Here is a 26123-nt window from a genome sequence, read left to right as displayed (position 1 = left end):
CTCTTAAACCAGATAATCTCTCGGATCAGTGATGACGCCTGTAATGGCTGCCGCTGCGGCACTGAATGGGCTCATGAGGTGTACCATGCCGCCTTTACCCATACGTCCGTTAAAATTTCTGTTTGTTGTTGATGCGCAAACCTCACCTTCTGCAAGAACACCGGAGCTCATGCCGAGACATGCACCACAGGTCGGATTAAGGACACAAAAACCGGCATCCATGAAGATTTTGATAATGCCTTCTTCAAGTGCCTGACTGTATATTGCAGGAGTTGCAGGTGTTACGATTCCCCTTACACCTGCAGCAAGTGTTTTGCCCTTTAGTATAGATGCGGCATCACGCAGATCCTCAATACGACCGTTGGTGCAGGAACCGATATATACCTGATCTATAGGGGATCCGGCTAAATCGGCAACATCTTTTACCTGATCTGGTTTGAAGTCGAAGGTAACCTGCGGGGTAAGTGAGGTGACATCTATCTCAATAACCTGGGAATACTCTGCGTCAGTATCGGAATGCCATTTGGCAAAGTCTTGTATTGCGTCGTCGATGCTGGTGTAATCTTCCTGGATAAAAGGCCAGAGGTATTCAGCCGTCACCTTGTCTGGCATGCAAATGCCGCAGGTCGCCCCGGCCTCAACAGCCATGTTGCACAAAGTCATACGGGCTGCCATGGTCATGGCGTCTACAACAGGCCCAACAAACTCTATTACTCGATCTGTTGCTCCGTTAACTGATATATTTTTAATAATCGCGAGAATCGCGTCTTTTGCAGTAACCCCTTTCGGCATTGTTCCGGCAAGGGTGACCTTCATGGTTTTGGGTTCACGAAAGGAGCAGACACCTTTATATATACCCACCTCAAGATCTGTGGTTCCGACCCCGGCAGCAAATGCACCGAAAGCTCCATGTGTACATGTGTGTGAATCACCCATGATAATGGTGTAACCTGGCCTTGCAAAACCTTTCTCAGGAAAGAGTGCATGGCAGACACCGTTTGCACCAATATCAAAAAAATCTTTTATATCGTGTCTCTTGGCCCAGTCACGCATGATTTTTCCCTGCATGGCAGTTTTGGAATCTTTGGCCGGGGTGACGTGGTCGATGACAGCCTTGATTTTAGTATTGTCATAGACTTTATCCATGCCCTTTTCCATCAGGTCCATAATGGCAATCGGGGTTGTTATCTCGTGACAGAACACGGCATCAAGTTCAAGCACCATGTTTTCTTTCGAGGGTTGATCGCGTAAATGTGCAGCAAATATCTTCTCTGCTATGGTCTTGCCCATATGTGTACTCCAGTGTGTTGATTGATGATGACTCCCCGGAAGAGATACTCAAGTAAAACAGGGTCTGACATCCGTTTTATATCGCCCGGGAACAGTGAGGAGTTCCCGGAGAGTTCGACATTCTACTCAAAAAGTGATATTCTTGCTACATGATATTAATGTCACATGAATCCAGTATGTTATATTGTTCCCTGTAACGGAGTTAAATATGCGTATACGTCTATCCTGTATGGTTTTGTTCCTATCCTTTTTAGTCTGCAATTTGAATGCCTTTGGAGCACATGGACTGTCAATCGACGGAAATCTCAAATATCCTGCCGGGTTTGAATATTTTGAATACACATCAGCCAAGGCCCAGAAGGGAGGAGACCTTGTACTTCATGACATAGGAACCTTCGACAAGCTCAACCCTTTTACCTTGAAGGGAGAGGCCCCCTGGGGGCTGGATCTCCTGGTTTTTGAATCTCTTGCAGAACCGAGCCTGGACGAACCGTTTTCCGAATATGGCTTGATTGCAAAAGATATAGAAGTGGCAGCTGATCACCTCTCCGTCATTTTTACAATTAACGAAAAAGCGCGTTTTTCAAATGGTATCCCAGTGACGGTTGAAGATGTAGCGTATTCGATGAATACCTTGAAAGGATCCGGAGTTCATCCTCTATACCCTTATTATTATAAAGATATACAAAGTGTTGAAATTCTCGACAATGAGCGTGTGCGCTTTAGTTTTTCGCAAAAGAATCGAGAGTTGCCGATGATTGCCAGTCAGATTCCGATCTTTCCCAAAGACAGCTTTGAAAAAGATGACGGGAGTTTGATTGGTTCAGGCCCTTATATTGTCAGTTCACATGAACGAGGCAAATATATCACCTATAAACGCAATGAAAGCTATTGGGCAGTCGACCACCCTGTTCGCCGAAATATGTTCAATTTTGACACGATCACGGTGAAGTTCTATAAGGATCAAACTATCTCACTGGAAGCGTTTAAAGCGGGTGATTTTGATTTTATGTCGATCAATATCGCCAAACAATGGGCCAGGGACCTGCATGGTAGCGGCTTCAGTTCGGGTAAGTTGATCAAGAAATTTCTGCCTCATTCACTTAATGCCGGTATGCAGGGGTTTCTCATGAATAGTCGTCGCGAAATCTTTAAGGACAGGAGGGTGCGGCAGGCAATAGGGTATGCTTTTGATTTCGAATGGACTAATAAATCGCTCTTTTATGATCAATACACCAGGAATAATTCTTTTTTCTCAAATTCGCCATTTGCCGCGACCGGTCTTCCACAGGGGCTGGAGTTGGCGTATCTTACAGAGTTTAAGGATGAGCTCCCGGAGGAGGTGTTCACAAAACCACTTCAGCCTGTTACGACTAAGGGAAAGGGAGGATTGCGAAGTAATCTCAGGAAGGCAAAAAAACTTCTGATTGAAGCTGGCTGGAAAGTCAAAGATGGAGTTCTTGTTAATGATAAAGGTGAGCCGTTTTCCTTTGAGATTATTCTGGTTTCCCAGACTTTTGAAAGGGTAATGGCATCATTTGTTGCAAATCTCAACAAACTCGGTATGGACGTTCGATATCGAACTGTTGACCCGACACTCTATGTTGAGCGAAGAAAAACGTTTGATTTTGATATGATTGTTACCACCTATGGCCAATCCTTATCGCCTGGTAATGAGCAGAGAGACTACTGGCATTCAAGTGCTGCTGACACCCCGGGTTCAAGAAACTTTGCCGGAATTCGCTCAAAGGCAATCGATGGCTTGATTGACAGGGTTATTTACGCAACGAACAGTGAAGAATTGACAGCGGCTTGCAAGGCTCTGGATCGTGCCCTGTGGTATGGGTATTACCTGGTGCCTAATTGGTATACCAATGGACACCGAATTGTCTATGCCAACAAATTTGGTCAGCCTGAAACGTTACCACTTTATTACTCAGCAAGTCAGTTTCTTATGACATGGTGGGCAACCAAGTAGGCTATTTCCCATTCCTCAGGTGCAATCCAAAAGGAGCTGATTCCTTCTGCCTTGCGACTAGATTAATAATGTGATTCAATATTATATCAACACCTTGATGGTATAAAAAACAAACCAATGACCTTGACGACGCATTCATTATTTTGATACAAGGAGATAATGTTCCTTATTGTTAGGGACGCTCATGTGACGGAAATTCCGTTATGTACGTGGCGAGTGACACCGCCAGCAATTAATTGGAGGATAGCAGGATGTCAGAGCGTGTGAAAGGTAAGGTGAAATGGTTTAACGCAAGCAAAGGTTACGGCTTCTTGGAAAGACCAGACGGGCAGGGTGATGTTTTCGTCCACTACAGCGCTATCCAGGGAGAAGGCTTCAGGAGCCTGGAAGAGGGGGAACCAGTTGAATTTTCAGTTGCCAAGACAGATAAGGGTTTGCAGGCTGAAAACGTGCACAAGTTGAACTGATTGTAGACACTTACCTGAAATGACCCCATGGGCTGGCATTAGCCAGCTCATGGGGTTTTTTATTTCCACCAGCTGCTCGTTCTTTCCTATCATTTTTCCTTGTTTTCTACTAAACTGCTCGTCTTCTGATCAGCGTTTAAAAACTTATCTGCACCAATTTATGAAGAACTATTCACTATTGCTTGAAACTGCACAAAAAACTGCTCTTTTCGGGGTGCATCTCGGTAAGGTTGCTGAAAAAGGGGATGTTATCTGTCTTGACGGTGATCTTGGTGCCGGGAAGACAACGTTAGCCCAATCAATTGCAATTGGTCTGGATGTCGCGGATGGTGTCTATGTGAGCAGTCCATCGTTTGCAATACTACACGAATATCCAGGAAGACTACCAATCTACCATATGGATTATTATAGACTCCATGATTGCACGGAAGTCGAGGATCTAGGTTTTGACGAATATATTTATGGTCAGGGGGTATGCATTATCGAATGGTCTCTCAGAGCTGCTGAAATCTTGCCGGCTGATAGTCTGCGCCTTACCCTTGAAATTGAAGATACTCATAAGAGGCGGGTTACATGTGTTTGTAAAGAGGATGTTTGGCATAAACGACTGCAATCAGTGATCAAACAGGCAGGTATTACAGAAACCTGAAAGACGGTTTGTTTTTAAGCGGATGTGAATTAATAGTATCTGTTATACTGGAATTGAACGTTAAGTGACTACGCCTCTTTGATAAGAAATAAAAAAAAGTAAGCAAAACTAACATAATGAAGAAGACAAAAATTGAATTTAGCGATTGCCTGAAAACATTCACCATTGATCAAGATAAAGCAATTCGGCCAGAAGATACCCTTCAAAGGTTCTATAGTCAGGTCGAAAAGCTGGAAATAAATATCCTGAACGAAGTGAAAAGAATTGATAATGGACGACTGGACATCCCTGTTTTCTTTTCCGTGTGCGGAGATGATGCGTCAAAACTTACAGGGACCAAGAAGCAAATGGGTAAAGGGGCGTCCCCTATACAGGCGGAAGCCTCTGCCTGCATGGAGCTTGCGGAGAGATTCTCCTTTTTCTCATTTAAAAACAACGAGGGGAATTTCCTAAGAGGAGATTATAACCAGATGCGCAAGGGTGGGTATCCTGTTATGGATATCAGCCTGCTGCTCGAATCTGTTCACGACTCGAAAACATCGGTTGAAACACTTGAAAAATTACTTGAGAATCTGCCGATGCAGTGGGCCTGGGCGACCAATATTACCACCGGTGTCGAAGAGCTGGTTCCTTTTTCCTGGTTTTTTGCCATTAACGAGTTCAATGGGCCATCTGCTGGAAACACCTACGAAGAAGCGGCACTTCAGGGGTTGTGTGAAATTATTGAACGCCACGTCTGCTCACTTGTGAGTCACGACGAGATAGAAACACCATTAATCGACCCTGGTAGTGTAACCGATGAGGTCGCATGTGATCTTCTTGAAAAATTCAAGAAAGAAAATATTGAGCTGTACCTGAGTGATTTCACTCTCGACACTGGCATCAGTACTGTTGGCGCACTTGCCATAGATCGCTCGACTTTCCCTGGGAAAAGCGAAATAGTGTACACCGCAGGTACAACCCCGAATCCTGAAAAATCTCTTATTCGTGCAATAACTGAGGTGGCCCAGTTAGCCGGTGATTTTAATACCGGTTCGAACTATGTTGCTTCCGGTTTGCCCAAACCGCTTTCCATGGAGGAAGTACGGTATATAACGGATACAGATAAATGCACGGCCGTTCCGAAGATGAGCGATCTTTCCGATAACAACATGAAGGTTGAGATCGAGAACTGTATCGAAATCCTGAAGAAGAAAGGAATGCAGGTATTCATGATCGATGTGACCCATGAAAAGCTCGATATCCCGGCCCTGTACACAATTATTCCTGGAGCTCATTTCAGGGAGAGGTCACGAATCAATGACGTGGGTCTTTTTGCCTCAAAATTGTTGTTTGATCTCGTTGATGATCCAACCCTGCTGGAAGAGAAACTCAAGCAGCTCGAAACCCTTTTGCCTGGGGCCTATTATCTTGAATTTTACCGTGGCAAAAATTTTGTCCATATGGGATTCCCCGAATCTGCGCTGGACCACTTTGACAGGGCCCTCAGTTTATCCCCGGAGCAGGAGGATCTCCCGTACATTTATTCCTACATGGGGAGTTGTCTCAAAGATATTGGTCAGTGGGACGATGCTATTTCTGTTTTGCAGCAAGGATTGGAAGAAGATGAAGAACGGCCGGATATGCATAACACACTTGGTGTCTGTTATTATAAACTGGATCGGTATGAGGATGCCATCACGCACTTCAAACGTGCCATTGATCTCAACCCCGCTTCAGGCATCGACTATGCAAATATCGGTGTTAATTACAACCGGTTAGGGCAAAAAGAAGAGGCTATCGAGTATTTCACGGTTGCGTTGACACTCGATCCCACCCTTGATTTTGCCCGTAACGAATTGGCCACACTGACGACAGGGGACGAAGATTAATCCATATTTTTTAAGGGACGATTAATAACATAAGCACCAGGATATAAGACCATGGTACGATATGTGAGGGCAATTGCGGCGGTTATTCTTTTAGTTGTTGCGAGCACCTTCGTCACCCCATGTCAGGCTGAGTCTGTGGCTCTCATTAAGGAGAAAGCCAGAAGACTCTATTTCGGTGACGGGGTGCAACGTAACCTGCCGGCAGCGCTCTCTCTGTATTTGCAAGCTGCCGCATTAGGTGATCCAGAAGCGCAATATATTGCCGGTGGCATGTATTTTAAGGGAAGGGGGACAGAAATCGATCGGGAAAAGGCCTTCTCCTATCTTTATCGTGCTGCCAAGAATGGTAAGAGTTCGACTGCATCGCAAAAAATAATTGCCCAATCTTTTCTGGTTGGAGAATCTGTACCTAAAAACTTTGATGAAGCGATTCACTGGTTCAAGCTTGCAGCAGAAAGTGGTGATAGCGAAGCGCAAAATGAGTTGGCTTTCATTTATTTCACCGGTAACGGCGTAAAAAAAGATTACGAGAAAGCTTACCAGTTGTTTTCTGATGCCGCCAAGTTAAATCACCCCCTGGCTCAGTATAATCTTGGGATTATGCTCTATTCAGGCGAAGGGGTCCCAGAGGTTGACTTGCCCGGTGCCTATGCATGGTTTTCGATTGCCGCCACAAATGGACATGCGGAGGCCGGGCAGGCTGTTGACTTTCTTGAAACTGTTTTAACAAAGGATGAGATCATCCAGGCGCAAAAAAAATCAGAAGCACTCTACCAGTCGATAAAATCCAGAAAATAAAATGATAGTTTCACATATCATCCTTTATTGCCGTAATCTATCGTCCTTTCACAGCTGATCCCTACCAATAATACTATGAACGTTAGCGTTGTCGCAATTACTTCTGAGGGTCGGAAAACTGCCGACCTTATAGCCTCATCACTTGCAAATTGCACCCATGACAGAAGTAGTGACAAGGTTGCTCAGAAAATCGAACGCCTCTGGTCTCGATGTGGAGCCCTCATCTGTATTATGGCAACAGGCATTGCCGTTCGTTCTATAGCTCCGCTTGTAAATGATAAAAAAACTGATCCCTGTGTACTCGTGCTGGACCCGAAAGGTAAATTTGTCATCAGTCTGCTATCTGGCCATCTTGGCGGAGGAAATGAACTGGCTGAGACGGTGAGTCGGATAACCGGTGGCATCCCGGTTATCACGACGGCAAGCGATGTCCTTGGCATGACCGCACTCGACCTGTGGGCTCGCCGTAATGATCTTGTTGTTGAGGATTTTTCAAAACTTACTCGGATAACATCTGGTTTTATTGATGGAAAAACGACCAGGGTATACTACCACAATAGCAAAATTATCCTTCCGGATGATCTGCAATTAACACCCGCAATTGAAGATGCCGATCTTGTAATAACCTATAATAAAAACATGACATTCAAGGGACTCTGTTGTATACCGAGGACGTTGTATCTTGGGGTCGGTTGTAACCGGGGAACCGGGGTCACCGACATCAGGAAATCGTTTGTCGAATTGTGCCGAACTCATAATATTGAACCAGTGGCTTTCGCCGGGATTAGTTCGATAGATGTCAAGGATGATGAGGAAGGCATCCTGCTTTTTGCAGAAGAACGTGGAATCGATCCCGTGTTTTTTTCGCGGGATGAACTGAACACGGTAAAAGATGTCTCTTTTTCATCTGCCGCAATGAAAGCCGTTGGTGCCCAGGGAGTTGCTGAACCTGCTGCAATCCTGGGAGCAGCCGATAACGGTGATGATACTGAATTGATTGTTCGGAAAATGAAATGGAAAGACGTGACCATGGCGGTTGCGGAAAGGAAAAAGAATACATGGGACTGATTAACGTCGTTGGAACAGGACCCGGAGGGGTCGAACATATAACCCCCGAAGCCCTTGATTGCCTCAAAAAATCTGATGTTATTATTGGCTATTCAACCTATTTGGAACTGATTTCCCCTTTTATCGAGGGGAAAAAAGTACTTTCATCAGCCATGATGCAGGAAGTGGACAGGTGTATCCGTGCCTTTGAAGAGGCAGACGACGGTGCGACAGTTTCTATTGTCTCTGGTGGCGATCCTGGCATTTATGCCATGGCTGGACTGATTTATGAAATCGCTGTTGAACGTGACAGTGATGTCGATATTCATATAGTTCCCGGAATTGCAGCTGTGAATGGGTGTGCAGCACGCCTCGGAGCCCCACTTATGCATGACTTTGCCGCAATCAGCCTGTCTGACCTCCTTACGCCATGGGAGGTGATCGAAAAACGGTTGGATGCAGCCGCTTCGGCCGATTTTGTTATCGCCATCTACAACCCCAAATCGAAGAAGAGGAAGGATCATATCGTAAAGGCCAGGGATATTGTCAGTCAACACCGCAGTGGAAAAACGCCTGTGGGTATCGTGACTGCCGCAACCAGGGGCCACGAGGAGATCCATGTAACAACTTTGGATGATATGGATATGGACAAGATTAACATGCAGTCCACCGTTATTATCGGCAACAGTAAAACATTCTCCTGGAAGGGCAAATTGATCACTCCCAGGGGGTACAGTGATAAATATAGACTGACAAAGTAATATTCCATGGCCCATAGATTGTATCTTCTACGTCACGGCAGTACCGGTGCGGATGGACGCTTTATAGGCACTACTGATCTCCCTCTCAGTGAAGAGGGGCAAGGGCAGGTGAAGGCGGTTCGTTCAGTTGTTGAGTCGGCGGCCATTGATGCAATCCTTTGCAGCCCCATGACCCGCTGTGTACAGACTCTCGATCTCCTCAATGTTTCAGTTGCGAGTGAAACCATTGAGGAACTCAGGGAAATTGATTTCGGTCTTTGGGAAAATCTCGATTTTGCATCGGTCAACTCACAATATCCGGATGATGTATCCGACTGGATGAAAAGTCCTGAAACTTTTTCATTCCCTCGAGGAGAGTCTCTCCCCGGTTTTCTCAAGCGGCTTCGGAAGGTGAAAAAGATAATTGAGGATCATCCTGACGACAAAGTGTTGGTTGTTTGTCATGGTGGCGTAATCCGCTATATGATTTGTCTCTTTTTACATCTTCCACTCTCGTCTGCTATGCTGTTTACCGTTTTTCCCGGTTGTTGCACTCGCATTGATATTCATGATCAAGGTGGGGTTTTGACAGGGTTTAATCTCAGTGGGGAAGTAAATGGCCAGAATTAAGCTTGTCACAGGTGGTGCCCGCTCGGGAAAGTCATCATATGCGCTGGAGTGGAGTGAAAAGCTGGGCAAGCAGAGATGTTTTATAGCGACCTGCCCAATAACCGATTCTGAAATGAAAGACCGCATCAATGCCCATCAGCTTGAACGGCAAGGGCGGGGTTGGGCGACACTTGAAGAAGAGCATGATATTGAGAATACAATCATTTCACTGAAAGGTTCATACGACACCTTGTTGATCGATTGTCTTACCCTCTGGATTAACAATCTCCTCTATGAGGCTGAACAACAAGGACAGAGTTTTGGCGAAAAAGACATGGCAGCCCGGGCAGAAAAACTGGTACTTGCTGCCGAACAATTTGATGGTAACATCTGCTTTGTCACCAACGAGGTCGGTCTTGGTATTGTTCCGGATAATGCCTTAGCCCGAAAATACCGTGACCTGGTAGGGCGATGTAACAGGATTGTCGCCAACAGAGCCACAGATGTTGTCCTGGTAAGTTGTGGCATCGCTATGGTCCTGAAAGAATCCTGAAGATGACTTGTTCCAGGAAACGTAACCGGAGCGTGCAGGGAATTTGGCACGGCAGCAAATATCTAACACGCGCCTGCAGAAAATATAGTAACTACGATTGTATAATTTTCATATCAGAGGAAGAGTATGGGTTTACTTGAAGAGACAAAAGCAAAGATTTTCCCGCAGGATTCTGAAGCAAGGAATGCGGCAAAAGAAAGACTTGATAATCTGGCCCTTCCGCACTGGGCACTCGGCGATATTATGGATCTCGCTATCGACATAGCGGGTATCACCAAAACAACCAAACCTTCGATCAAGAATAAGTGCATTGTCACAATGGCAGGTGATCATGGGGTTACGGCAGAAGGGGTCTCAAAGTTCCCAAGTGAAGTGACACCCCAGATGGTTGTTAACTTTGTCAAGGGAGGGGCTGGGATTAACGCTCTTGCCCGACAGGCCGGTGCAGATGTCTTTGTTGCAGATTTGGGTGTGGCGGCAGATCTTGGCAAATTGATTGAACCCGGTTCGTTTATTGACAAGAAGATTGGATACGGCACCAGCAATATAGCGATAGGACCTGCAATGAGCGAGGCCAATGCCATAAAGGCGGTTGAGGCTGGCATAGAGATAGCAAATGATCTCGCCGGGAAGTATGACCTGTTTGGGACAGGTGACATGGGCATAGGCAACACCACCCCATCCACCGCCATTGCTGCCATTTGTACCGGCAAGGACGTGGAGACGTTAACGGGGCGAGGCACAGGTTTGGATGATGATCAGCTCAGCAAGAAAGTAAACACGATTAAAACCATTTTAGAGATAAACAAACCGGACCCTAAAAATGGCATTGATATTCTGAGTAAAGTGGGTGGTTTTGAAATAGGTGGTATAGCCGGTCTTATTCTCGGTGCGGCAGCCAACAGGAAACCGGTTTTGGTCGATGGCTTTATTTCTACCGCCGGTGCCCTTGTTGCGTACCGTATTGAACCTTTTGTCCGTGACTATATAATCTGTGCGCACCGCTCCATGGAACCCGGACATAAATACATGCAGGAGGTTCTCGGATGTACAAGACCCCTGCTGGATCTCAATTTCAGGTTGGGAGAAGGGACAGGAGCTGCGCTTGCCATGAATGTCGTAGAAGCCGCTGTGGCTGTACTGACAGAGGTCCTCACATTTGAGGAAGCCGCTGTGGCCGGAGCGGATAAATAAGATACATATGGAAGGCTCCGGCTTGAATAATGAAGGTGAACCTGAGATATCGTTCTTTATTGCCCTTCTTACCGCTGTCCGTTTTCTTACTATCATCCCTGTAAGCTGGAAAGCCGACAGGGATGAGGACCATTTCGGGACGAGTATTATTTTCTTCCCCTTGGTTGGTTTAATAATCGGTTGCCTTGGCTCAGTCCTGGTCCTGATAGCGAATCAGTTTCTGCCAGGAACCGTTGTTTCTTTTATACTTCTCATATACCTGGCCGCGATCTCAGGATTTCTTCATCTGGATGGAGTTGCCGATAGTGGCGACGGGCTTCTTAGTTACCGACCGGCCAAGCAGTCCCTGGAAATCATGAAAGACAGCAGGGTAGGGGCCATGGGCGTAATTGTAATTGTCTTCCTGTTACTTGGTAAGTATAGCGCTCTCTCATCAATCCCTGTCGCATACCTTGTTTCAGCGGCACTGGTGCTTCCAGTAGGTGGTCGTCTCGCCATCCTCTTGACCATGACCTTGTTTCCCTATGGCAGAAGGGAAGGGGGCCTTGGAGGGCTTTTTTATTCTCCAATGAGCAGGATAGGTACTTATTCTGGCGCAGGCCTACTCTTTTTGACGGCCATAACTATTTACGGTTTCCTGACAGCTCTCGTGCTGACTGGTGTCGTTATAGGCACTGTACTGCTGTTCGGTCTATTCTGTATGAAACGGCTGGGGGGAGTGACCGGTGATACTCTTGGAGCCGTGAGTGAGTTGACGGAGTTTTGTCTGGCAATGGTTTTGTGTTCCACGTATCTCTCTTAATCCATATTTAAATCGATACATGAAGGCGAGATAGAAAGTTATGAAAATACCTGGAAGAAACAATACAGGTCATGGTGGCAACATACATGGGGTTATCAAAGAGATAGGCTGCCGGTATGAGGATCTGCTTGATTTCAGCGCCAACATTAATCCCATAGGTCCCCCGGAGTGGCTTCGGCCACTCATAAGCAGGGAGCTGGACAGGGTGCTTCATTATCCCGATCCGTATTATGAGGAATTGGTCACCTCCATTTCTAAAAAATATCACGTGTCACCTAAACAGGTCGTGCCTGCAAACGGTTCGACTGATATCCTCTATCTCCTGCCAAGGGTGCTGCCCTGTAAGAGAGCGGTTATTCCTGTCCCATCCTACATCGATTATGAACGAGCGGTCAGGCTTAGCGGTCTTGATATAGAATTCGTTGTCCTGGCCGAGGAAAATGAATTTGCGCTTGATACAGAATTGCTTGAAGAAACAATACTTCCTGGCGATTTAGTCATCCTTGCCACTCCAAACAATCCAACAGGCAATCTTGTTTCATCAAGGGCAATTATGGAGTTGGCTACGGCACACTCCGACTCGTGGTTTTTAATCGATGAGGCGTTTCTCGATTTTGTCCCTCAGCAACAGAGCGTTGGTGGACGGCTTGAGAATATCATCACCATGAATTCCATGACCAAGTTTTATGGCATTCCCGGCCTGCGTCTTGGGTTCGGCATCTTTCCCACTGAAATTGCAGCAAAGGTAAAAGAGCATCTCCCACCCTGGACAATAAACAGCCTCGCCCAGACTTTTGGCAGCAGGGCACTGGCAGATATCGATTACGAAGAAGAAACATGCCAGGCAGTCAGTCGGTTACGTTACGATCTGTATCATGAACTATCCCAATTTACGCAGTTGCATGTCTACGAGGGGGCAGCCAACTATCTGTTTGTCAAAATCATTTCCAGATATTCGGCACCTGAGCTTGCGGTAAAACTTTTACATAAAAAGATTCTTATCAGGTGTTGTGATAACTATCGAGGCCTGGATGATACCTATTTCAGGATTGCAGTACGGAGTCATAGGGAGAACGATCGATTGGTTGAAGCACTCCAGGCAGTACTGGAACCGGGCAAACCACGATCAAAAAGGCAAAATAAAAAATGCCCGGCGTTAATGTTTCAAGGGACATCGTCGAACGCGGGGAAATCTGTTCTCAGCGCAGCGTTTTGCAGGATTTTACTCCAGGACGGTGTCAATGTTGCACCCTTTAAGGCTCAGAACATGTCGCTCAACTCTTTTGTCACCCTCAATGGTGAGGAAATGGGCCGGGCTCAGGTCGTTCAGGCCCAGGCCGCAAAGCTCGATCCTGATGTGAGGATGAACCCTGTGCTGCTGAAACCCAATTCGGATACGGGGAGTCAGATCATCGTTAAGGGTCATCCTGTCGGTAATATGTCGGTACTCGATTACGACAAGTATAAACCCAAGGCGTGGGAGGCGGTTGTTGAATGCTATGATAGCCTTGCGTATGAATATGACACCATAATCCTTGAGGGCGCCGGTTCTCCCGGGGAGGTGAATCTGAAAAAGGATGATATTGTCAATATGCGAATGGCTGCATATGCCGACTCCCCCGTTCTGTTGGTTGGGGATATAGACAGGGGCGGGGTGTACGCTTCCTTCGTTGGTACTATGGAGGTCCTTTCGGAGTGGGAGCGTCAGTTGATTGCCGGGTTCCTGGTTAACCGATTCAGAGGGCAGCAGTCGTTACTGGAGAGTGCCCACGATTACGTGTGGTCCCACACTGGCAGGAGAACCTTCGGGGTGGTACCTTACCTCTCAGAACTGGGTTTGCCCGAAGAGGATTCAGTGTCATTTAAGAGTGGCATTTTTAATCGCCGGGCTGAATTGGAAGATAATGTTGACATTGTGCTCGTAAACTTCCCGCACATCTCAAACTTCACCGATGTGGAACCCTTTTTGACAGAACCGGATGTGTCACTGCGGGTCGTCGATAATGTGGAGGATATTGGTGAGCCCGACGCGATACTGCTTCCAGGGTCCAAAAATGTTATTGGTGATCTGCACTTCCTGATAGATAAGGGTTTCTCCGATGTGCTGCAAAAAAGGGGTGAAAATGGCTGTGAAATTGTCGGCATCTGTGGTGGTTACCAGATGCTTGGTCATGAAATCAGTGACCCGCTCGGTATTGAATCGGACAGGAAAACACTTCCGGCTATGGGAATTCTTAATATAAGTACGGAGTTGAAAGCCACAAAGCGACTAACGCGTCAGCAGGGTGTGCATCTTGAATCCGGTCTTGTGGTTTTTGGGTATGAGATACATCACGGGGTGTCCGCGTCGGACATGAAAGACTGCCTTCGTTTTGATGATGGTAAATGTTGTGGTTCAAGGTCCGAGAGACATTATATTTGGGGATCGTATCTGCACGGTATATTTGACAGCGATCCGTTTCGGAGATGGTTTATCGACAGGTTGAGGCAGCGAAAAGGTTTGAGTCCGCTTAATCGTATCGTCGCCCCTTATGACCTTGAAGCCTCCTTTGACAGGCTTGCTGAGACGGTGAGGGGGAGTGTCGATATGGATGCTATCTATAGTCTGTTAAAACTGTGATCAATGTCTTTCATATTACTCTTTACTCTATCGTTATTGCTCGATTTTATTTTTGGTGACCCTCGTAGCCTTCCACATCCGGTACGGGGAATCGGGGTGTTGTGTGAAATTTACGAGAAATTGTTCAGGAATTCCATGCAACGCCCCTTTATTGAGGGCCTTTTCTCATTTGTTTCGGTTCTTGGATCCACAGTTTTATTGATTGCAGGCTTGCTGGCACTATTACAACAAACTGTACCGCTGCTCGGCACCCTCTTCTCTGTTTATTTGGTCTATAGCGGTATTGCCTATCGTGATCTCAAGAAACACAGTGTTGAGGTCTACCAGGCACTTAAAAGTCAGACCGGCCTTACATCTGCGAGGATAGCTATACAGCAGATTGTTGGTCGGGATACCTCCCAACTCGATGAAAAAGGTATCTGCAGGGCCTGTGTGGAAACAGTGGCAGAGAATTTAGTGGATGGTGTTTTATCCCCTGTTTTTTACGGAGTTCTATTTTCTCTGATACCTGCTGACCCTATTTTGAGCCCCATCTCCATGGCTGCCCTCGGTATCTATTTTTATAAGGCAATCAACACCATGGATTCTATGTATGGCTACAAAAACGATGCATATAGAAGATTTGGCACCGCTGCTGCCATAATTGATGATGTGGTTAATTTCCTCCCGGCTCGTCTAAGTGGTATTGTCCTGACGGGTGCGGCCTTTTTTCTGCAACTTGATTATCGTCGGGGATGGAGAGTGTTTATAAGTGATCGGCTCTCACATGCGAGTCCGAATGGCGGACATCCTGAAGCGGCTGTGGCCGGTATACTTGGTGTGCAACTTGGAGGGGATTCTGTTTATTTCGGCAAGGTCGTACATAAACCTACAATTGGTCTACCGGTTCGGGACATAACACTTGAAGATATTCTATCCACTAACAGGTTGATGCTTGGCAGCAGCGTTTTGTTTTGTATAGGAATACTTACTATTCGGTTATTGGTAGCGGGGGGGTAAATGACACACCGACCAGAATTCCTGATAGCGGCAACGAAGAGTGGCTCGGGGAAAACATTGTTAACTCTCGGAATCCTTGCTGCACTCAGGAAGCGCGGCTATAACGTTCAGCCATTCAAGTGTGGACCGGATTTCATTGATCCAAGCCTGCATCGGCTGATGGTTGAAAGAGAATCCTATAACCTTGATCTCAGGATGATGGGCGATAAGGGATGTCGTGATAGTTACAAGCGATATTCCCGAGATGCGGATATCGTGGTTACAGAAGGGGTCATGGGCTTGTTTGACGGAGGCATTGCCAGCTCTGCCGAATTAGCAAAAAAACTTCGTGTCCCTGTGCTTCTCATTATCGATGTGCGATCGGCTGCTGAGAGTGTTGCCGCCATTGTGAAAGGATTTGAGATGTATGATCCAGATGTGAAATTGTGCGGCGTTATATGCAACCGAATCGGGTCGGAAAGACATCGTGATCTTATCGATCAAGCTGTTAATAGTCATTGTAAGACACCAATAGTGGGTCACTTTCCAAGAAATGATTCATTTGAAATGCCATCCCGTCATCTCGGACTGCACATGGGACATGAAATCGGCCCTGAGCTACTAGAGGTTGATACCTTAGTGAAGGCAATTGAGGGTAATATTGATCTGGATGCCATCCTTAATCAGTCAGGACAAAAACTCAGCATGTCTCAGGGTGATATCCAACAGAAAAAATCTGAAAAAATGAGGCTTGCAGTAGCATACGATGAAGCCTTTTGTTTCTATTATCCAGAGAATTTCGATATCCTTCGCAGGCATGGCATTACCCCTGTTTTTTTCAGCCCACTTTATGACGAAGCTGTTCCGGAAGATGTATCCGGTATTTATTTCGGGGGGGGATATCCGGAACTTCATGCACCTCAGCTCAGTAATAACGGTCCAATGATCGATTCTATACGTGCCTGGGCGGATCACGATGGATTTGTTTATGGAGAGTGTGGCGGCTTTATGTATATGTGCTCATCGTTGGCAGATGCTCAGGGAAACGTGCATCCTATGACAGACCTTTTTCATGTTAAAGTGCAGATGAAAGAACGGCTGAGCAGCCTTGGCTACCGTGAGGCTACCTTGCTTCACGATTCCCCAATCGGTAACTCAGGCGACATATGTTATGGTCATGAATTCCACTATTCAGAGATAATTGAAAGAGACAAAGAGCTTGATTTTCTCTATAAATTACAGGATGCCAGACTGGAGGGGTGCTTGCGTGGCAATTGTCTCGGCAGTTATGTCCATCTTCATTTTTCCCGAACCGCCTTTCTGTTAAATACCCTGCTCCGCCGCTTACCAGATTCCTGCTGATCAGTTTTCACGTTTTTTCATGTCAGGACTCAAGAGAGGATTTTATATCAAGCCAATATGGTGAAAAATTGGGAACCTGGTTTCCTGTTTTGTGATTCTCATGCATTATCACTTTGTTGTCGTCTTGACTTTTGTCTGTTGTGGTGCTACTGATGACCAGTCAAATTCAGGTCAACAGCAGGAGTTGCGGCAGAATATGTATATACGACTCCCAAAATAATTGTTTCTAGAAGAGGAAGAGAAATATGGAACGAACATTCGCAATAATTAAACCGGATGCTTTCAAGGCAGGGAACGCAGGAAAAATTCTGGCCAGGATTTATGAGGAAGGTTTTAAGGTTGTCGGGCTTAAGAAACTCTATTTGAGCAAAGTTGAGGCAGAAGGCTTTTATTATGTCCACAAAGAACGTCCGTTTTTTGATGAGCTGACAACGTTCATGTCCAGCGGCCCTTGTGTGGTAATGGTGCTTGAGGCGGATAATGCCATAAAAAAATGGCGTGACCTGATGGGCGCGACAAACCCGGATGATGCCGCTGAGGGTACTCTCAGGAAACAGTTTGGAACTTTTGTCGGGGAAAATGCCACCCATGGCTCGGACGCACCAGAAACTGCTGCATTTGAGATGGGATATTTCTTCGCTGGCCTTGAGTTGCTATAAATAAAATGTACGATAAGAAGGGCACCAGGTTAATCGGTGTCCTCCTTATCGTTATTAACCCTGGATTGCACTACACATAGCAGTCTGCCTTTGTGTAACCGTACGTTCACTTCATCACCCTCCCTGACCTGTGCACTGTCGGTGACCACTTTTCCACCGCGACTACCACTCTCCAGTTGAACTATGGAATAACCTCTTGCAAGGGTTGAAAGAGGACTGACGCTATTGAGCAGGGCCGCTGTACCTGCAAGATGTTCTTCCTGTTGTTTCAGGATATCCACCATTCTTCGTTTAAGGTTTTCCCGTAAATGATTGAGGTGCTGCTCCTTCATTTTTATCTTTGCAAGAGGTGCCTGGTTCTGCAGACGAAGATAGAATTGACTGATGCGGTTTGCCTGCTGATTGAAATACTGCTCCAGACTGTAATGGAGTCGTTCGGTAACCGCATCAACGCGCAATGCTGCATGATCCACCTTTCCAAGATACCCCTTGAGGGCACGTTTCTGCTGTCGTAGTCGTTCTGCTGAAAAATTCAACTTTGTATAAAGCGCGCGTGACATACTGCGAACCTGATTCGAAATGACAGAAATCAGGGCAGCAGTGTCAGGTATTATCGCCTCTGCTGCACCGGTTGGTGTCGGGGATCGCAAATCTGCACAGAAATCAGCAATGGTATGGTCGGTTTCATGGCCGATCCCTGTTACTATTGGAATTGCTGAATTATATATGGCCCTGGCTACAAGCTCTTCGTTAAAGGCCCAGAGGTCTTCAAGGGAGCCACCACCTCGACACAGGACAATGAGATCACTTTTCACTTCCCTGTTGACCCTTTCAATGGCGTTTGCGATCTCACTGGCGGCCTTTTCTCCCTGAACTGCTACCGGATATACACTGATGGTAGCCGAGGTTGCCCGATTACTGCAGATCTTCAGGAAATCGTGGATAGCTGCACCTGTCGCAGATGATATGACTGTGATTGATGATGGAAAAGGGGGGATCTGCTTTTTTATTTCTGCAGCAAACAACCCCTCGGCAGAAAGTGATGCTTTCAGGGCTTCAAATTGTGCCTGCAGCACTCCTGAACCATGATGATCAACTGTGTCGACTATGATCTGGTATTCGCCACGGGGTTCGTAGACCGAGAGCCGTCCTCTGCAGATTACCTGCTGACCGTCTTGTAGAGGTTGCTCGAGATAACGTACGTTGCCTTTAAACAATACACCACGTATCTGTGCATTTTTGTCCTTTAAGGTGAAGTAGCTATGGCCGGAAAAAGGCACACGGAGATTTGATATTTCACCCTGGATTGAGACAAATCGATATTTACTTTCAAGAATATTTTTAATTTGAGATGTTATCTGGCTTACAGATAACACGTTATTGTCAGAAAATAGGTGCATATTCAACTGGTTAAATGGTTGCTTTATTATCTCGACGAGTGACGTTTACGGATGGACAGTGAAACCTCGATATATTATACTCTCACATTTTAAAATGGCTTGTTAATATTACCCTCTATTTTTCTATACGGAGTACCTATATGTCTTCAGATAGTGCGTTTGAAAAACGATATGTTGACCCTAAAGACCAATCCAATGTTGAAGGGTTGCTCGAACATTTTAACCTTCCGCCCAAAGTCATTGTGTTCCTGCGAAAAAATAAGCGAAAGGTTCAGGTCGCGATTGCAGTGGTGCTTATTGCCGTTGTGGCCTTCTCTTTATATAGGTCATACCTTGAAAAACGGGTTGAAGAGGCTGCTTCAGCACTTGCGGTTGCAGTGAAAGAGCCTGTCGAGTCCCGGGCCGGAGCCTTGCAAAATGTCGCAGGCAAATATGATGATACCACTTCAGGAACATGGGCAAATGTTGAACTGGGGCATCTCGCCATGACCGAAGAACGTTATGAAGACGCTGCCGGCATTTACCTAAAAGTCCGAGAAGGATTAAAGGAAGGTAATCCCCTGTACGGGTTGGCTATGACCGGTCAGGCCCAGGCGCTGGAAGCAGCCGGGAAACAAGATGAGGCATATGCTGTTTTTGATTTATTGAAAGTTGTTGAAGGGTATCAATATACAGCCTATTCGGGACTCGCAAGAATTCTTGAAGCCAAAGGGGAGATCGATAAAGCGATTGCTATCTATGGGCAGTATCTTGCTATCCTGACTGCTGACGAGGGAAGTGACAGACAAAATACAATCATTGAGGAACGAATTGCACGGTTGAAGACTAAAAAATGATACTGCTGAGCAAGATAAGTGAAATCAGGAGTCTGGTGCAGGAATGGCGCCAGAAAGGGGAAAGCGTTGGGCTGGTTCCAACGATGGGCTATCTGCATGAAGGGCACCTTTCCCTTATGCGTTGTGCCCAAAAAGAATGTGATCGAATTGTTACCAGCATTTTTGTGAACCCTATGCAGTTTGGGCCAAACGAGGATCTTGACAATTATCCCAGATCTCTTGAAAGGGACCGTGAGCTTGCTGAAAAGGAAGGGGTTGATGCTCTGTTTTGCCCACAGGACGGCGAAATGTACGGGAGCAACTATCAAACAACCGTTCGCGTCCAAAAACTATCGCAGGGGCTTTGTGGCGCAGATCGTCCAGGGCACTTTGACGGTGTCGCAACCGTAATCACCAAGCTTTTCAATATTATTACACCCGATGCTGCGATTTTTGGCGAAAAAGACTTTCAGCAACTGGCACTCATTCGGCAACTGACACTAGATCTCAATTTTGATATCAGGATTATCGGCCATCCGATTGTGCGTGAAGCAGACGGTCTGGCCATGAGTTCAAGAAACAAATATCTTAGTATTGAGGACCGGAAGATAGCTACTTGTATGTACACAGCCCTGCAGAAGGCAAGAGTCCTGTACCGGGAAAAAGGTGAAGGGATGCCGTCAGACGAGATAGAAAAACTTGCCAAAGCCACGATAGAAGCAAACCCGCAGTGTGCAGTAGAATATACAAAAGTCGTACATCAATTAACGTTACAGTCGATGGAAAAGGTCACTGATGATTCTGTCTTGACTCTTGCCATGAAGGTGAGTGGTAACGTGCGACTTATCGATAATGGTTTTTTGGCTTTATAAACGAAATACATCATGCGGAGTAAACAATGCCGGGATTTGAAATATTTGGTGAAGAAGAAAAAAAAGAAGTGATGGACGTGCTGGATACGGGTGTGCTGTTTCGATATGAATTCCCGGAACAGCGGAAAGGTGTATACAAGGTCCGGGAGTTTGAAGAGAAATTTGCCACCTATACCGGCACGCGATACGCCCAGGCGGTAACCTCAGGCTCTACTGCTTTAAAGGTTGCCCTTACCGCTCTCGGGGTTGGGCCCGGAGATGAGGTGATTACCCAGGGGTTTACTTTTGTCGCAACCTGGGAGGCTATTCTTGAAGTGGGTGCGATTCCTGTGTTTACAGAAGTTAACGCAACCCTCAATATGGATCCCGCAGACCTGGAAAAGAAAATCACAGAAAAAACTGCCTGTATAATACCTGTGCATATGCTGGGTGCACAGGCAGATGTGATCGAAATAGTTAAGATCGCAGACCGTCATGGAATCCCTGTTCTCGAAGACACAGCGCAGGCCGCAGGCGGTAGGATTCAGGGCAGGCACCTGGGGTCTTTTGGTACCTGCGGCACCTTTTCATTTGACTCGGTCAAGACCATGACCACGGGTGAAGGGGGAATGATTATTACCGATGATGAAGAATTATGGCGCACCATGTCCGAGTATCACGATCATGGACACGATCATGTTGTGAACCCAGGTGCCCGGGGTGGTGAAGGTCGTCGTTTTGTAGGATTTAACTACAGGATGATGGAAATCCAGGGTGCTATTGGGATCGCGCAACTTGCCAAACTCGACACCATGGTGCGTGAACAGAAAAAGACAAAGCAGCGTATCATGGAAGCAGCGTCAGATATTCCTGGCGTTCAATTCCGTAAGCTTATAGATCCGGATGGTGACAGCGCTACATTTATCTGTTTCAGCCTTCAGGACCGTGAACATGCCAAACGTGTCAATGTTTCCCTTGCAGCTGAAGGGTGCGGCGCAATTAACTTCGGCGAGAACACCTGGCACTTCTATCCCAAATGGGAGCACCTGCTGAGTGGGGCGACAACTGTTAAATCCGGTTGGCCTTTCAGGGAGCCTGGTGGTAAACGCAGGGTTGTATACGACGCCGACATGCTGCCTCAATCCGCAGACATTGTGGGCCGAACACTAGTATACCCTATTCCCATAAAAATGGATCCCAAACGGCTTGAGCAAATCTGTTCAGCTCTTATTAAGGCAAAAAACACATAAGAAAAAGGGGGATTGAATGTGATCAAATCCCCCTTTTTCTTTAGGCAGTAACTTATCGCCTGTTCCGGCTACCTATAAAACTTATGTGAACCGAATTGGTCGACATAGGTGTATTGTGATGTCCAGTATGGATCAATAGTATCTAAATGATAGTGAGTCGCCCCGTGGGTAATATCGTTTGTCTGCAGGGCTATATATACTGATTGAAGACACTGAAGGAACGCCTTTGTATCATCAGGCACGTAAGAGTTTTTCTGAAACGTCCAACTGAATTGATATGGTTGAGTTACTATTTCCTTAATGGGCAGATTCTTTTCCTTAGCCCGGTTCAAGGTGACATGTACGATGGCAACTTGTCCCAATTGAGGCTCGGAACGAGCTTCATGGTATACGTTTAGTGTCAGCCAAAGTAAACCTTCGAGTATTGACACGACGGCCCTCCATGATCATCAAAAAAGATACTATCTACTGTGAGAAAAACTTGCTGAGGATAAATGTATATAATCCCGTTGATAACAGTATGTTGCGTGATAAAAAGATATTAACTAATTGTAATTATTGTGAATTTGCTTTTCTTTGATTTCAAGTGACAACTACTCACTATAGAATATACCATGGAGTGGAAAGGTCAAGGTAAAACTGGTCATATTTCATCATAATTTGTCATAATTTCATGTTGTGTTTTGCAAATAGCACGATATCACAAGGTGATAAAGAGACATGTTTAACCATGTCATAATGTTTTGTTGATTCTTGCTATTTTACCTTTCAATAATCGAAGGGTTTTCCCTTTCGTCCGGAAGGGAAAACGATATCACTTCAAAAGGATGCGAGGCAAAAAATATTGTGGATGGAAATGAAAAGCTATCATAAAGAATTAACTTTTGAAATTCCTTCCCGTCGTAGTTTTTTAAATATCAGCCCTGCTGTGGATAAATGTTGAAAGGAAAACGGTGTGCAGGAAGGGATAGTGTTTGTCAATGCCAAACAAATCAAGTTAAGCATATCGCCTTTAGCTTTGTTGGGACAGATTGTAACTCCTGACAGGCACCCAACTTCTGCAGGTCACGATTTTCCGTATAGATAACCTATGGCTGCAAGCCGTGCCTGCCCAAGCCTGATGTACCTTGGAGTGGTTGGATTTTCAGAGGGAAGGGGGATAAGGAGGCACTGCCCCATGAGCAGTTATTTTATGGTATACATTCACCTCCCCATGGGGTCGAATGTGAATTTTTTGGCAGGCAGGGTTGTCTGGAAGCCTTGAGCGGGATAGAGAATGAATCTTTTTTACTGCGGTGCTCTAGCACAAAAGTATTTCCCCTAATTTTTTCAGTTGCGGGGCTCTGTGCAACACTATTATAGGAGGAACAGGGCAGAGAAGATAGTGTGTCTTGGTCCGTGGTGTCTGTATCGATGGTAAAATCAACGAATAGTTAAGGTTTTTTTATGCTGCGTGAAGATGTCAAAAATACGTTGATCAAAGTTGTTGGAGCTGAGCGATATCTGGACAGGATCGAGGAGCTGGCCTGCTATGGTTATGATTCCTATCTTGAGGAGTCGCTTCCCGAGGCTGTTATTTTTCCTCTGTCAACAGAGGAAGTGGCTGCCATTCTGCCGATCGCTGGTAAACACAAAATTCCTGTTACAGCTAGGGGGGCAGGGACAAGCGTATGCGGGGCTCCCATACCCATACAGAAGGGGATAGTGCTCTGCTTCTCAAAAATGAACCGGGTGTTGGAGCTTAATACCCAGGATAGATACGCAGTGGTTGAGCCGGGCGTGGTTAACGGCGACCTGCAGAAAAACCTGACCCCTCTGGGGTTCTTTTATCCCCCCGACCCCGGCTCTATAAATATTTCCACCATTGGGGGGAATGTGGCGCTCAATGCAGGCGGACCGCGCTGTCTGAAATACGGTGTTACCATGGACTATGTACTGGGCATGGAAGTGGTTTTACCCTCCGGCAAGGTGGTAAATCTAGGGAGCAAGAACATTAAGGACGTGACTGGCTACAAACTTTCTGCTCTCTTTTGCGGCTCGGAGGGGACTCTTGGGATCATAACAAAAATAATCCTGCGAGTGGTCCCTTTGCCAGAGACAGCACGCACCATTATGGTAAGTTTCGGCAACCTTGACAACAGCGCACAGGCCGTCTCCGATATCATAGGTTCCGGGATTTTGCCGGTAGCCATGGAGCTGATGGACAAGGTGACCATCTCTGAAATTGAAGATACCTTGAAGCTTGGTCTGGACACCGAGGCAGAGGGCACCCTGCTCATTGAAGTTGACGGGATGGCTGAAACCTGTGAGAGGGAGATGGCCAGGATTAAAGAGAAAGTCAAAGAGCACGGTGCGGTGTCCCTGACGGAGGCCGCCACCGCTGATGACAGAGAGAATCTCTGGAAAGCGAGACGTTTTGCCTATCCGGTTTTTGCCAAAATCGGACCGGATATAATCACCGAAGATGTCACTGTTCCGGTGAGCCAGGTTCCTTCGATGGTGAGAAAGATTCGCGAAATACTCAATAAATATAAGGTAATGGCTGGGATTCTCGCTCACGCTGGCGATGGCAATATGCATCCTCTCATACCGGTTGACCGGAGCAACCCTGAAGAGATGGCAAAAGTGCATAGGGCGATTGGCGAGATTTTTCAGGCAGCGATACCCCTTGAAGGAACATTGTCTGGAGAACACGGCATAGGCCTTGCCAAATCAGAATATTTGCCGCTGGTGATGGATGAAAATACGCGAGAATTCATGACGGTTATCAAAAGGGCCGTGGATCCAGACAATATACTTAATCCGGGTAAGTTTGTATGAGCAGGAAACAAACAACCAAATGTGGGAAATGCGGCTTTTGCCTGTCGGTTTGTCCTGTATACAGCGTTCTTTCAGAAGAACAGTCATCTCCCCGCGCCAGGGTTCAGTTGATAAAAAACTACGAGGAGGGGCGATTGAAAACCTCCCCACTGTTAAAAGAGATTATCTCGAAATGCCTCATGTGCGGTTCATGTTCCGCCAGCTGTCCCTCTGAAGTAGATCATTACTCTCAGTTTATCCGTATGAGATCAGCGATGGTTGAGGATCACGGAGACAGGGTCGAGATCAAGAGCCTGGTTTATCTGCTGGCCCGGGAACAGAGGCTTGCTCTTGCGGCGTCGGTGGCCAGACTGGGGCAGGGCTTTGTGCCAGACAGGTTTGTCCGGAAGTATAAGCTGGCAAATATTCCCATAAACAGATTTCCTGCTTTAAACCGGAAACCATTCAGAACGTCGGTGGCTGAGGAACATTCTGTCCCGGGGCGCTCACGGGGAACCGTGCTCTATTTTACCGGATGCGCAACCAATTACATATATGATGAGACAGGGTATTCGACTGTTTGTTTGTTAAAAAAAATGGGATATCAGGTCATTATCCCCGCAAAACAGACCTGCTGTTCCATTCCCATGCTCTTCCATGGCGCAGAGGAAAGAGCAAAATCAAATATTCTTCAAAACATTGAGTGTTTCAATGCGGAGGAGGCGGAGGCAATAATTGTCGACTGTCCCACCTGTGGCTCAGCTTTGAAAAATGAGTATCCTGCAATGGTGAGGAGATACGGCCTCAACCCTTATCGTGCCGAAGCAATCAGTGGCAAAGTCATCGATATCATGTCCTTTGTATACGACAGGCGAGACCAGCTCGAAATCGACCCAGCTCTGTCGGAAAAGCAGGGAGGCTTAACCTACCACACCCCCTGCCACCTGAAAAACTGTTTCGACCCAGCTGACAGGCTGCTTCGAGAACTTGACGGAATAGAATATTTGCCTGCAGCAGACAGCCAGGAATGTTGTGGCGGCGGCGGCACATTTTTTTATGAGTATCCTGATGTCTCTCGGGTTCTGGCTGAGCGGAAGGTAGATAATGCCAAGAAAACAGGTGCTGCCCTCTGGCTTACGGACTGCCCCGTGTGCCGGATCAATCTTTCAGGTCAGCTTGCAGATGAGGATTCAATTGTCATGTCCCACCCGGTTCAGTTTCTTGAAAAAATCCTGCGCTAACTCCAGTCAGCCTATAGCTTATACATTGACATAACTATCCGCATATACGCTCTACTATAGATGGTGCTGTATTGGTTCAGCGGGAATTGGAGTTTTCCCTTGTTTGAGTTAACATACTCACCCAAAGGATAATTCGATGAAGAGAAGAAG

General features: G+C 46.4%; 23 protein-coding genes. 20 read left to right on the top strand and 3 right to left on the bottom strand.

Features of this window, described 5'->3' with window-relative positions:
• Positions 1 to 3: 3 nt before the first annotated feature.
• A complete protein-coding gene (locus GA520_RS10445) occupies positions 4 to 1290 on the bottom strand; it encodes a 3-isopropylmalate dehydratase large subunit (RefSeq protein WP_163336664.1) in 1287 nt (428 codons plus the stop codon).
• A 208-nt stretch (positions 1291 to 1498) separates the two neighbouring features.
• On the opposite strand from GA520_RS10445, the gene GA520_RS10440 reads away from it, so the two are divergent.
• The 15 genes from GA520_RS10440 (at position 1499) to ndk (ending at position 17617) form a co-directional block, all read left to right on the top strand.
• Positions 1499 to 3268: an extracellular solute-binding protein gene (locus GA520_RS10440; protein ID WP_163336665.1), complete on the top strand. Its 1770-nt coding sequence runs from the start codon at positions 1499 to 1501 to the stop codon at positions 3266 to 3268.
• Between the two features lie 251 nt (positions 3269 to 3519).
• Positions 3520 to 3735 carry a cold-shock protein gene (locus GA520_RS10435; protein WP_205749204.1) on the top strand — a complete coding sequence of 72 codons (216 nt, stop codon included), beginning with the start codon at positions 3520 to 3522 and terminating at the stop codon, positions 3733 to 3735.
• A 160-nt stretch (positions 3736 to 3895) separates the two neighbouring features.
• Positions 3896 to 4384, top strand: coding sequence for a tRNA (adenosine(37)-N6)-threonylcarbamoyltransferase complex ATPase subunit type 1 TsaE (tsaE, locus tag GA520_RS10430; RefSeq protein WP_163336666.1), 489 nt, complete (start codon positions 3896 to 3898; stop codon positions 4382 to 4384).
• A gap of 116 nt (positions 4385 to 4500) precedes the next feature.
• Complete coding sequence (locus tag GA520_RS10425) at positions 4501 to 6255, top strand: YcaO-like family protein (RefSeq protein ID WP_163336667.1); 1755 nt, start codon at positions 4501 to 4503, stop codon at positions 6253 to 6255.
• 51 nt (positions 6256 to 6306) lie between these two features.
• The gene (locus tag GA520_RS10420) at positions 6307 to 7053 is read left to right on the top strand and encodes a tetratricopeptide repeat protein (protein WP_163336668.1); all 747 of its coding nucleotides are present in this window, start codon (positions 6307 to 6309) and stop codon (positions 7051 to 7053) included.
• Between the two features lie 75 nt (positions 7054 to 7128).
• Positions 7129 to 8121, top strand: a complete 993-nt coding sequence (locus GA520_RS10415; RefSeq protein WP_163336669.1) for a cobalt-precorrin 5A hydrolase — start codon at positions 7129 to 7131, stop codon at positions 8119 to 8121.
• The gene (gene cobJ, locus GA520_RS10410; protein ID WP_205749205.1) at positions 8067 to 8861 is read left to right on the top strand and encodes a precorrin-3B C(17)-methyltransferase; all 795 of its coding nucleotides are present in this window, start codon (positions 8067 to 8069) and stop codon (positions 8859 to 8861) included. The genes GA520_RS10415 and cobJ overlap by 55 nt, the downstream gene beginning before the upstream one ends.
• Positions 8862 to 8867: 6 nt before the next feature.
• On the top strand, positions 8868 to 9470 hold the full coding sequence (locus GA520_RS10405) for a histidine phosphatase family protein (RefSeq protein WP_163336670.1): 603 nt from the start codon (positions 8868 to 8870) through the stop codon (positions 9468 to 9470).
• Positions 9457 to 10002, top strand: coding sequence for a bifunctional adenosylcobinamide kinase/adenosylcobinamide-phosphate guanylyltransferase (gene cobU, locus GA520_RS10400; RefSeq protein WP_163336671.1), 546 nt, complete (start codon positions 9457 to 9459; stop codon positions 10000 to 10002). The genes GA520_RS10405 and cobU overlap by 14 nt, the downstream gene beginning before the upstream one ends.
• Positions 10003 to 10128: 126 nt before the next feature.
• Positions 10129 to 11196 carry a nicotinate-nucleotide--dimethylbenzimidazole phosphoribosyltransferase gene (cobT, locus tag GA520_RS10395; protein ID WP_163336672.1) on the top strand — a complete coding sequence of 356 codons (1068 nt, stop codon included), beginning with the start codon at positions 10129 to 10131 and terminating at the stop codon, positions 11194 to 11196.
• Positions 11197 to 11203: 7 nt separating this feature from the next.
• Positions 11204 to 11998 (top strand): adenosylcobinamide-GDP ribazoletransferase, encoded by a 795-nt coding sequence (gene cobS / locus GA520_RS10390; RefSeq protein WP_163336673.1) that lies wholly within the window; start codon positions 11204 to 11206, stop codon positions 11996 to 11998.
• 40 nt (positions 11999 to 12038) lie between these two features.
• Complete coding sequence (locus GA520_RS10385; protein ID WP_163336674.1) at positions 12039 to 14618, top strand: cobyric acid synthase; 2580 nt, start codon at positions 12039 to 12041, stop codon at positions 14616 to 14618.
• 3 nt (positions 14619 to 14621) lie between these two features.
• Positions 14622 to 15617, top strand: coding sequence for an adenosylcobinamide-phosphate synthase CbiB (cbiB, locus tag GA520_RS10380; RefSeq protein ID WP_163336675.1), 996 nt, complete (start codon positions 14622 to 14624; stop codon positions 15615 to 15617).
• Positions 15618 to 16958 (top strand): cobyrinate a,c-diamide synthase, encoded by a 1341-nt coding sequence (locus GA520_RS10375; protein WP_163336676.1) that lies wholly within the window; start codon positions 15618 to 15620, stop codon positions 16956 to 16958.
• 245 nt (positions 16959 to 17203) lie between these two features.
• Positions 17204 to 17617 (top strand): nucleoside-diphosphate kinase, encoded by a 414-nt coding sequence (gene ndk / locus GA520_RS10370; RefSeq protein ID WP_163336677.1) that lies wholly within the window; start codon positions 17204 to 17206, stop codon positions 17615 to 17617.
• Between the two features lie 29 nt (positions 17618 to 17646).
• Here ndk and xseA read toward each other — a convergent pair whose 3' ends face one another.
• Positions 17647 to 18993 carry an exodeoxyribonuclease VII large subunit gene (gene xseA / locus GA520_RS10365; protein WP_304511321.1) on the bottom strand — a complete coding sequence of 449 codons (1347 nt, stop codon included), beginning with the start codon at positions 18991 to 18993 and terminating at the stop codon, positions 17647 to 17649.
• A 164-nt stretch (positions 18994 to 19157) separates the two neighbouring features.
• On the opposite strand from xseA, the gene GA520_RS10360 reads away from it, so the two are divergent.
• Genes GA520_RS10360 through GA520_RS10350 form a run of 3 tightly spaced genes read left to right on the top strand, consistent with a single transcriptional unit; the run spans position 19158 to position 21933 of the window.
• Complete coding sequence (locus tag GA520_RS10360; protein WP_163336679.1) at positions 19158 to 19853, top strand: tetratricopeptide repeat protein; 696 nt, start codon at positions 19158 to 19160, stop codon at positions 19851 to 19853.
• Positions 19850 to 20704, top strand: a complete 855-nt coding sequence (panC, locus tag GA520_RS10355; protein WP_163336680.1) for a pantoate--beta-alanine ligase — start codon at positions 19850 to 19852, stop codon at positions 20702 to 20704. The genes GA520_RS10360 and panC overlap by 4 nt, the downstream gene beginning before the upstream one ends.
• A gap of 26 nt (positions 20705 to 20730) precedes the next feature.
• Positions 20731 to 21933, top strand: a complete 1203-nt coding sequence (locus GA520_RS10350) for a DegT/DnrJ/EryC1/StrS aminotransferase family protein (RefSeq protein ID WP_163336681.1) — start codon at positions 20731 to 20733, stop codon at positions 21931 to 21933.
• A 68-nt stretch (positions 21934 to 22001) separates the two neighbouring features.
• On the opposite strand, the gene GA520_RS10345 is transcribed toward GA520_RS10350, so the two are convergent.
• Positions 22002 to 22364, bottom strand: coding sequence for a cell wall hydrolase (locus tag GA520_RS10345; RefSeq protein ID WP_163336682.1), 363 nt, complete (start codon positions 22362 to 22364; stop codon positions 22002 to 22004).
• A 1015-nt stretch (positions 22365 to 23379) separates the two neighbouring features.
• On the opposite strand from GA520_RS10345, the gene GA520_RS10340 reads away from it, so the two are divergent.
• Together GA520_RS10340 and GA520_RS10335 are read left to right on the top strand one after the other, a co-directional pair.
• Positions 23380 to 24753, top strand: a complete 1374-nt coding sequence (locus tag GA520_RS10340; RefSeq protein ID WP_163336683.1) for an FAD-binding oxidoreductase — start codon at positions 23380 to 23382, stop codon at positions 24751 to 24753.
• Positions 24750 to 25973: a (Fe-S)-binding protein gene (locus GA520_RS10335; protein WP_163336684.1), complete on the top strand. Its 1224-nt coding sequence runs from the start codon at positions 24750 to 24752 to the stop codon at positions 25971 to 25973. The genes GA520_RS10340 and GA520_RS10335 overlap by 4 nt, the downstream gene beginning before the upstream one ends.
• Positions 25974 to 26123 lie beyond the last annotated feature (150 nt).

Source organism: Desulfopila sp. IMCC35008, from assembly GCF_010646885.2.
Taxonomy (GTDB): Bacteria; Desulfobacterota; Desulfobulbia; order Desulfobulbales; family Desulfocapsaceae; genus Desulfopila.
This window is presented reverse-complemented; position numbering and strand designations above follow the sequence as displayed.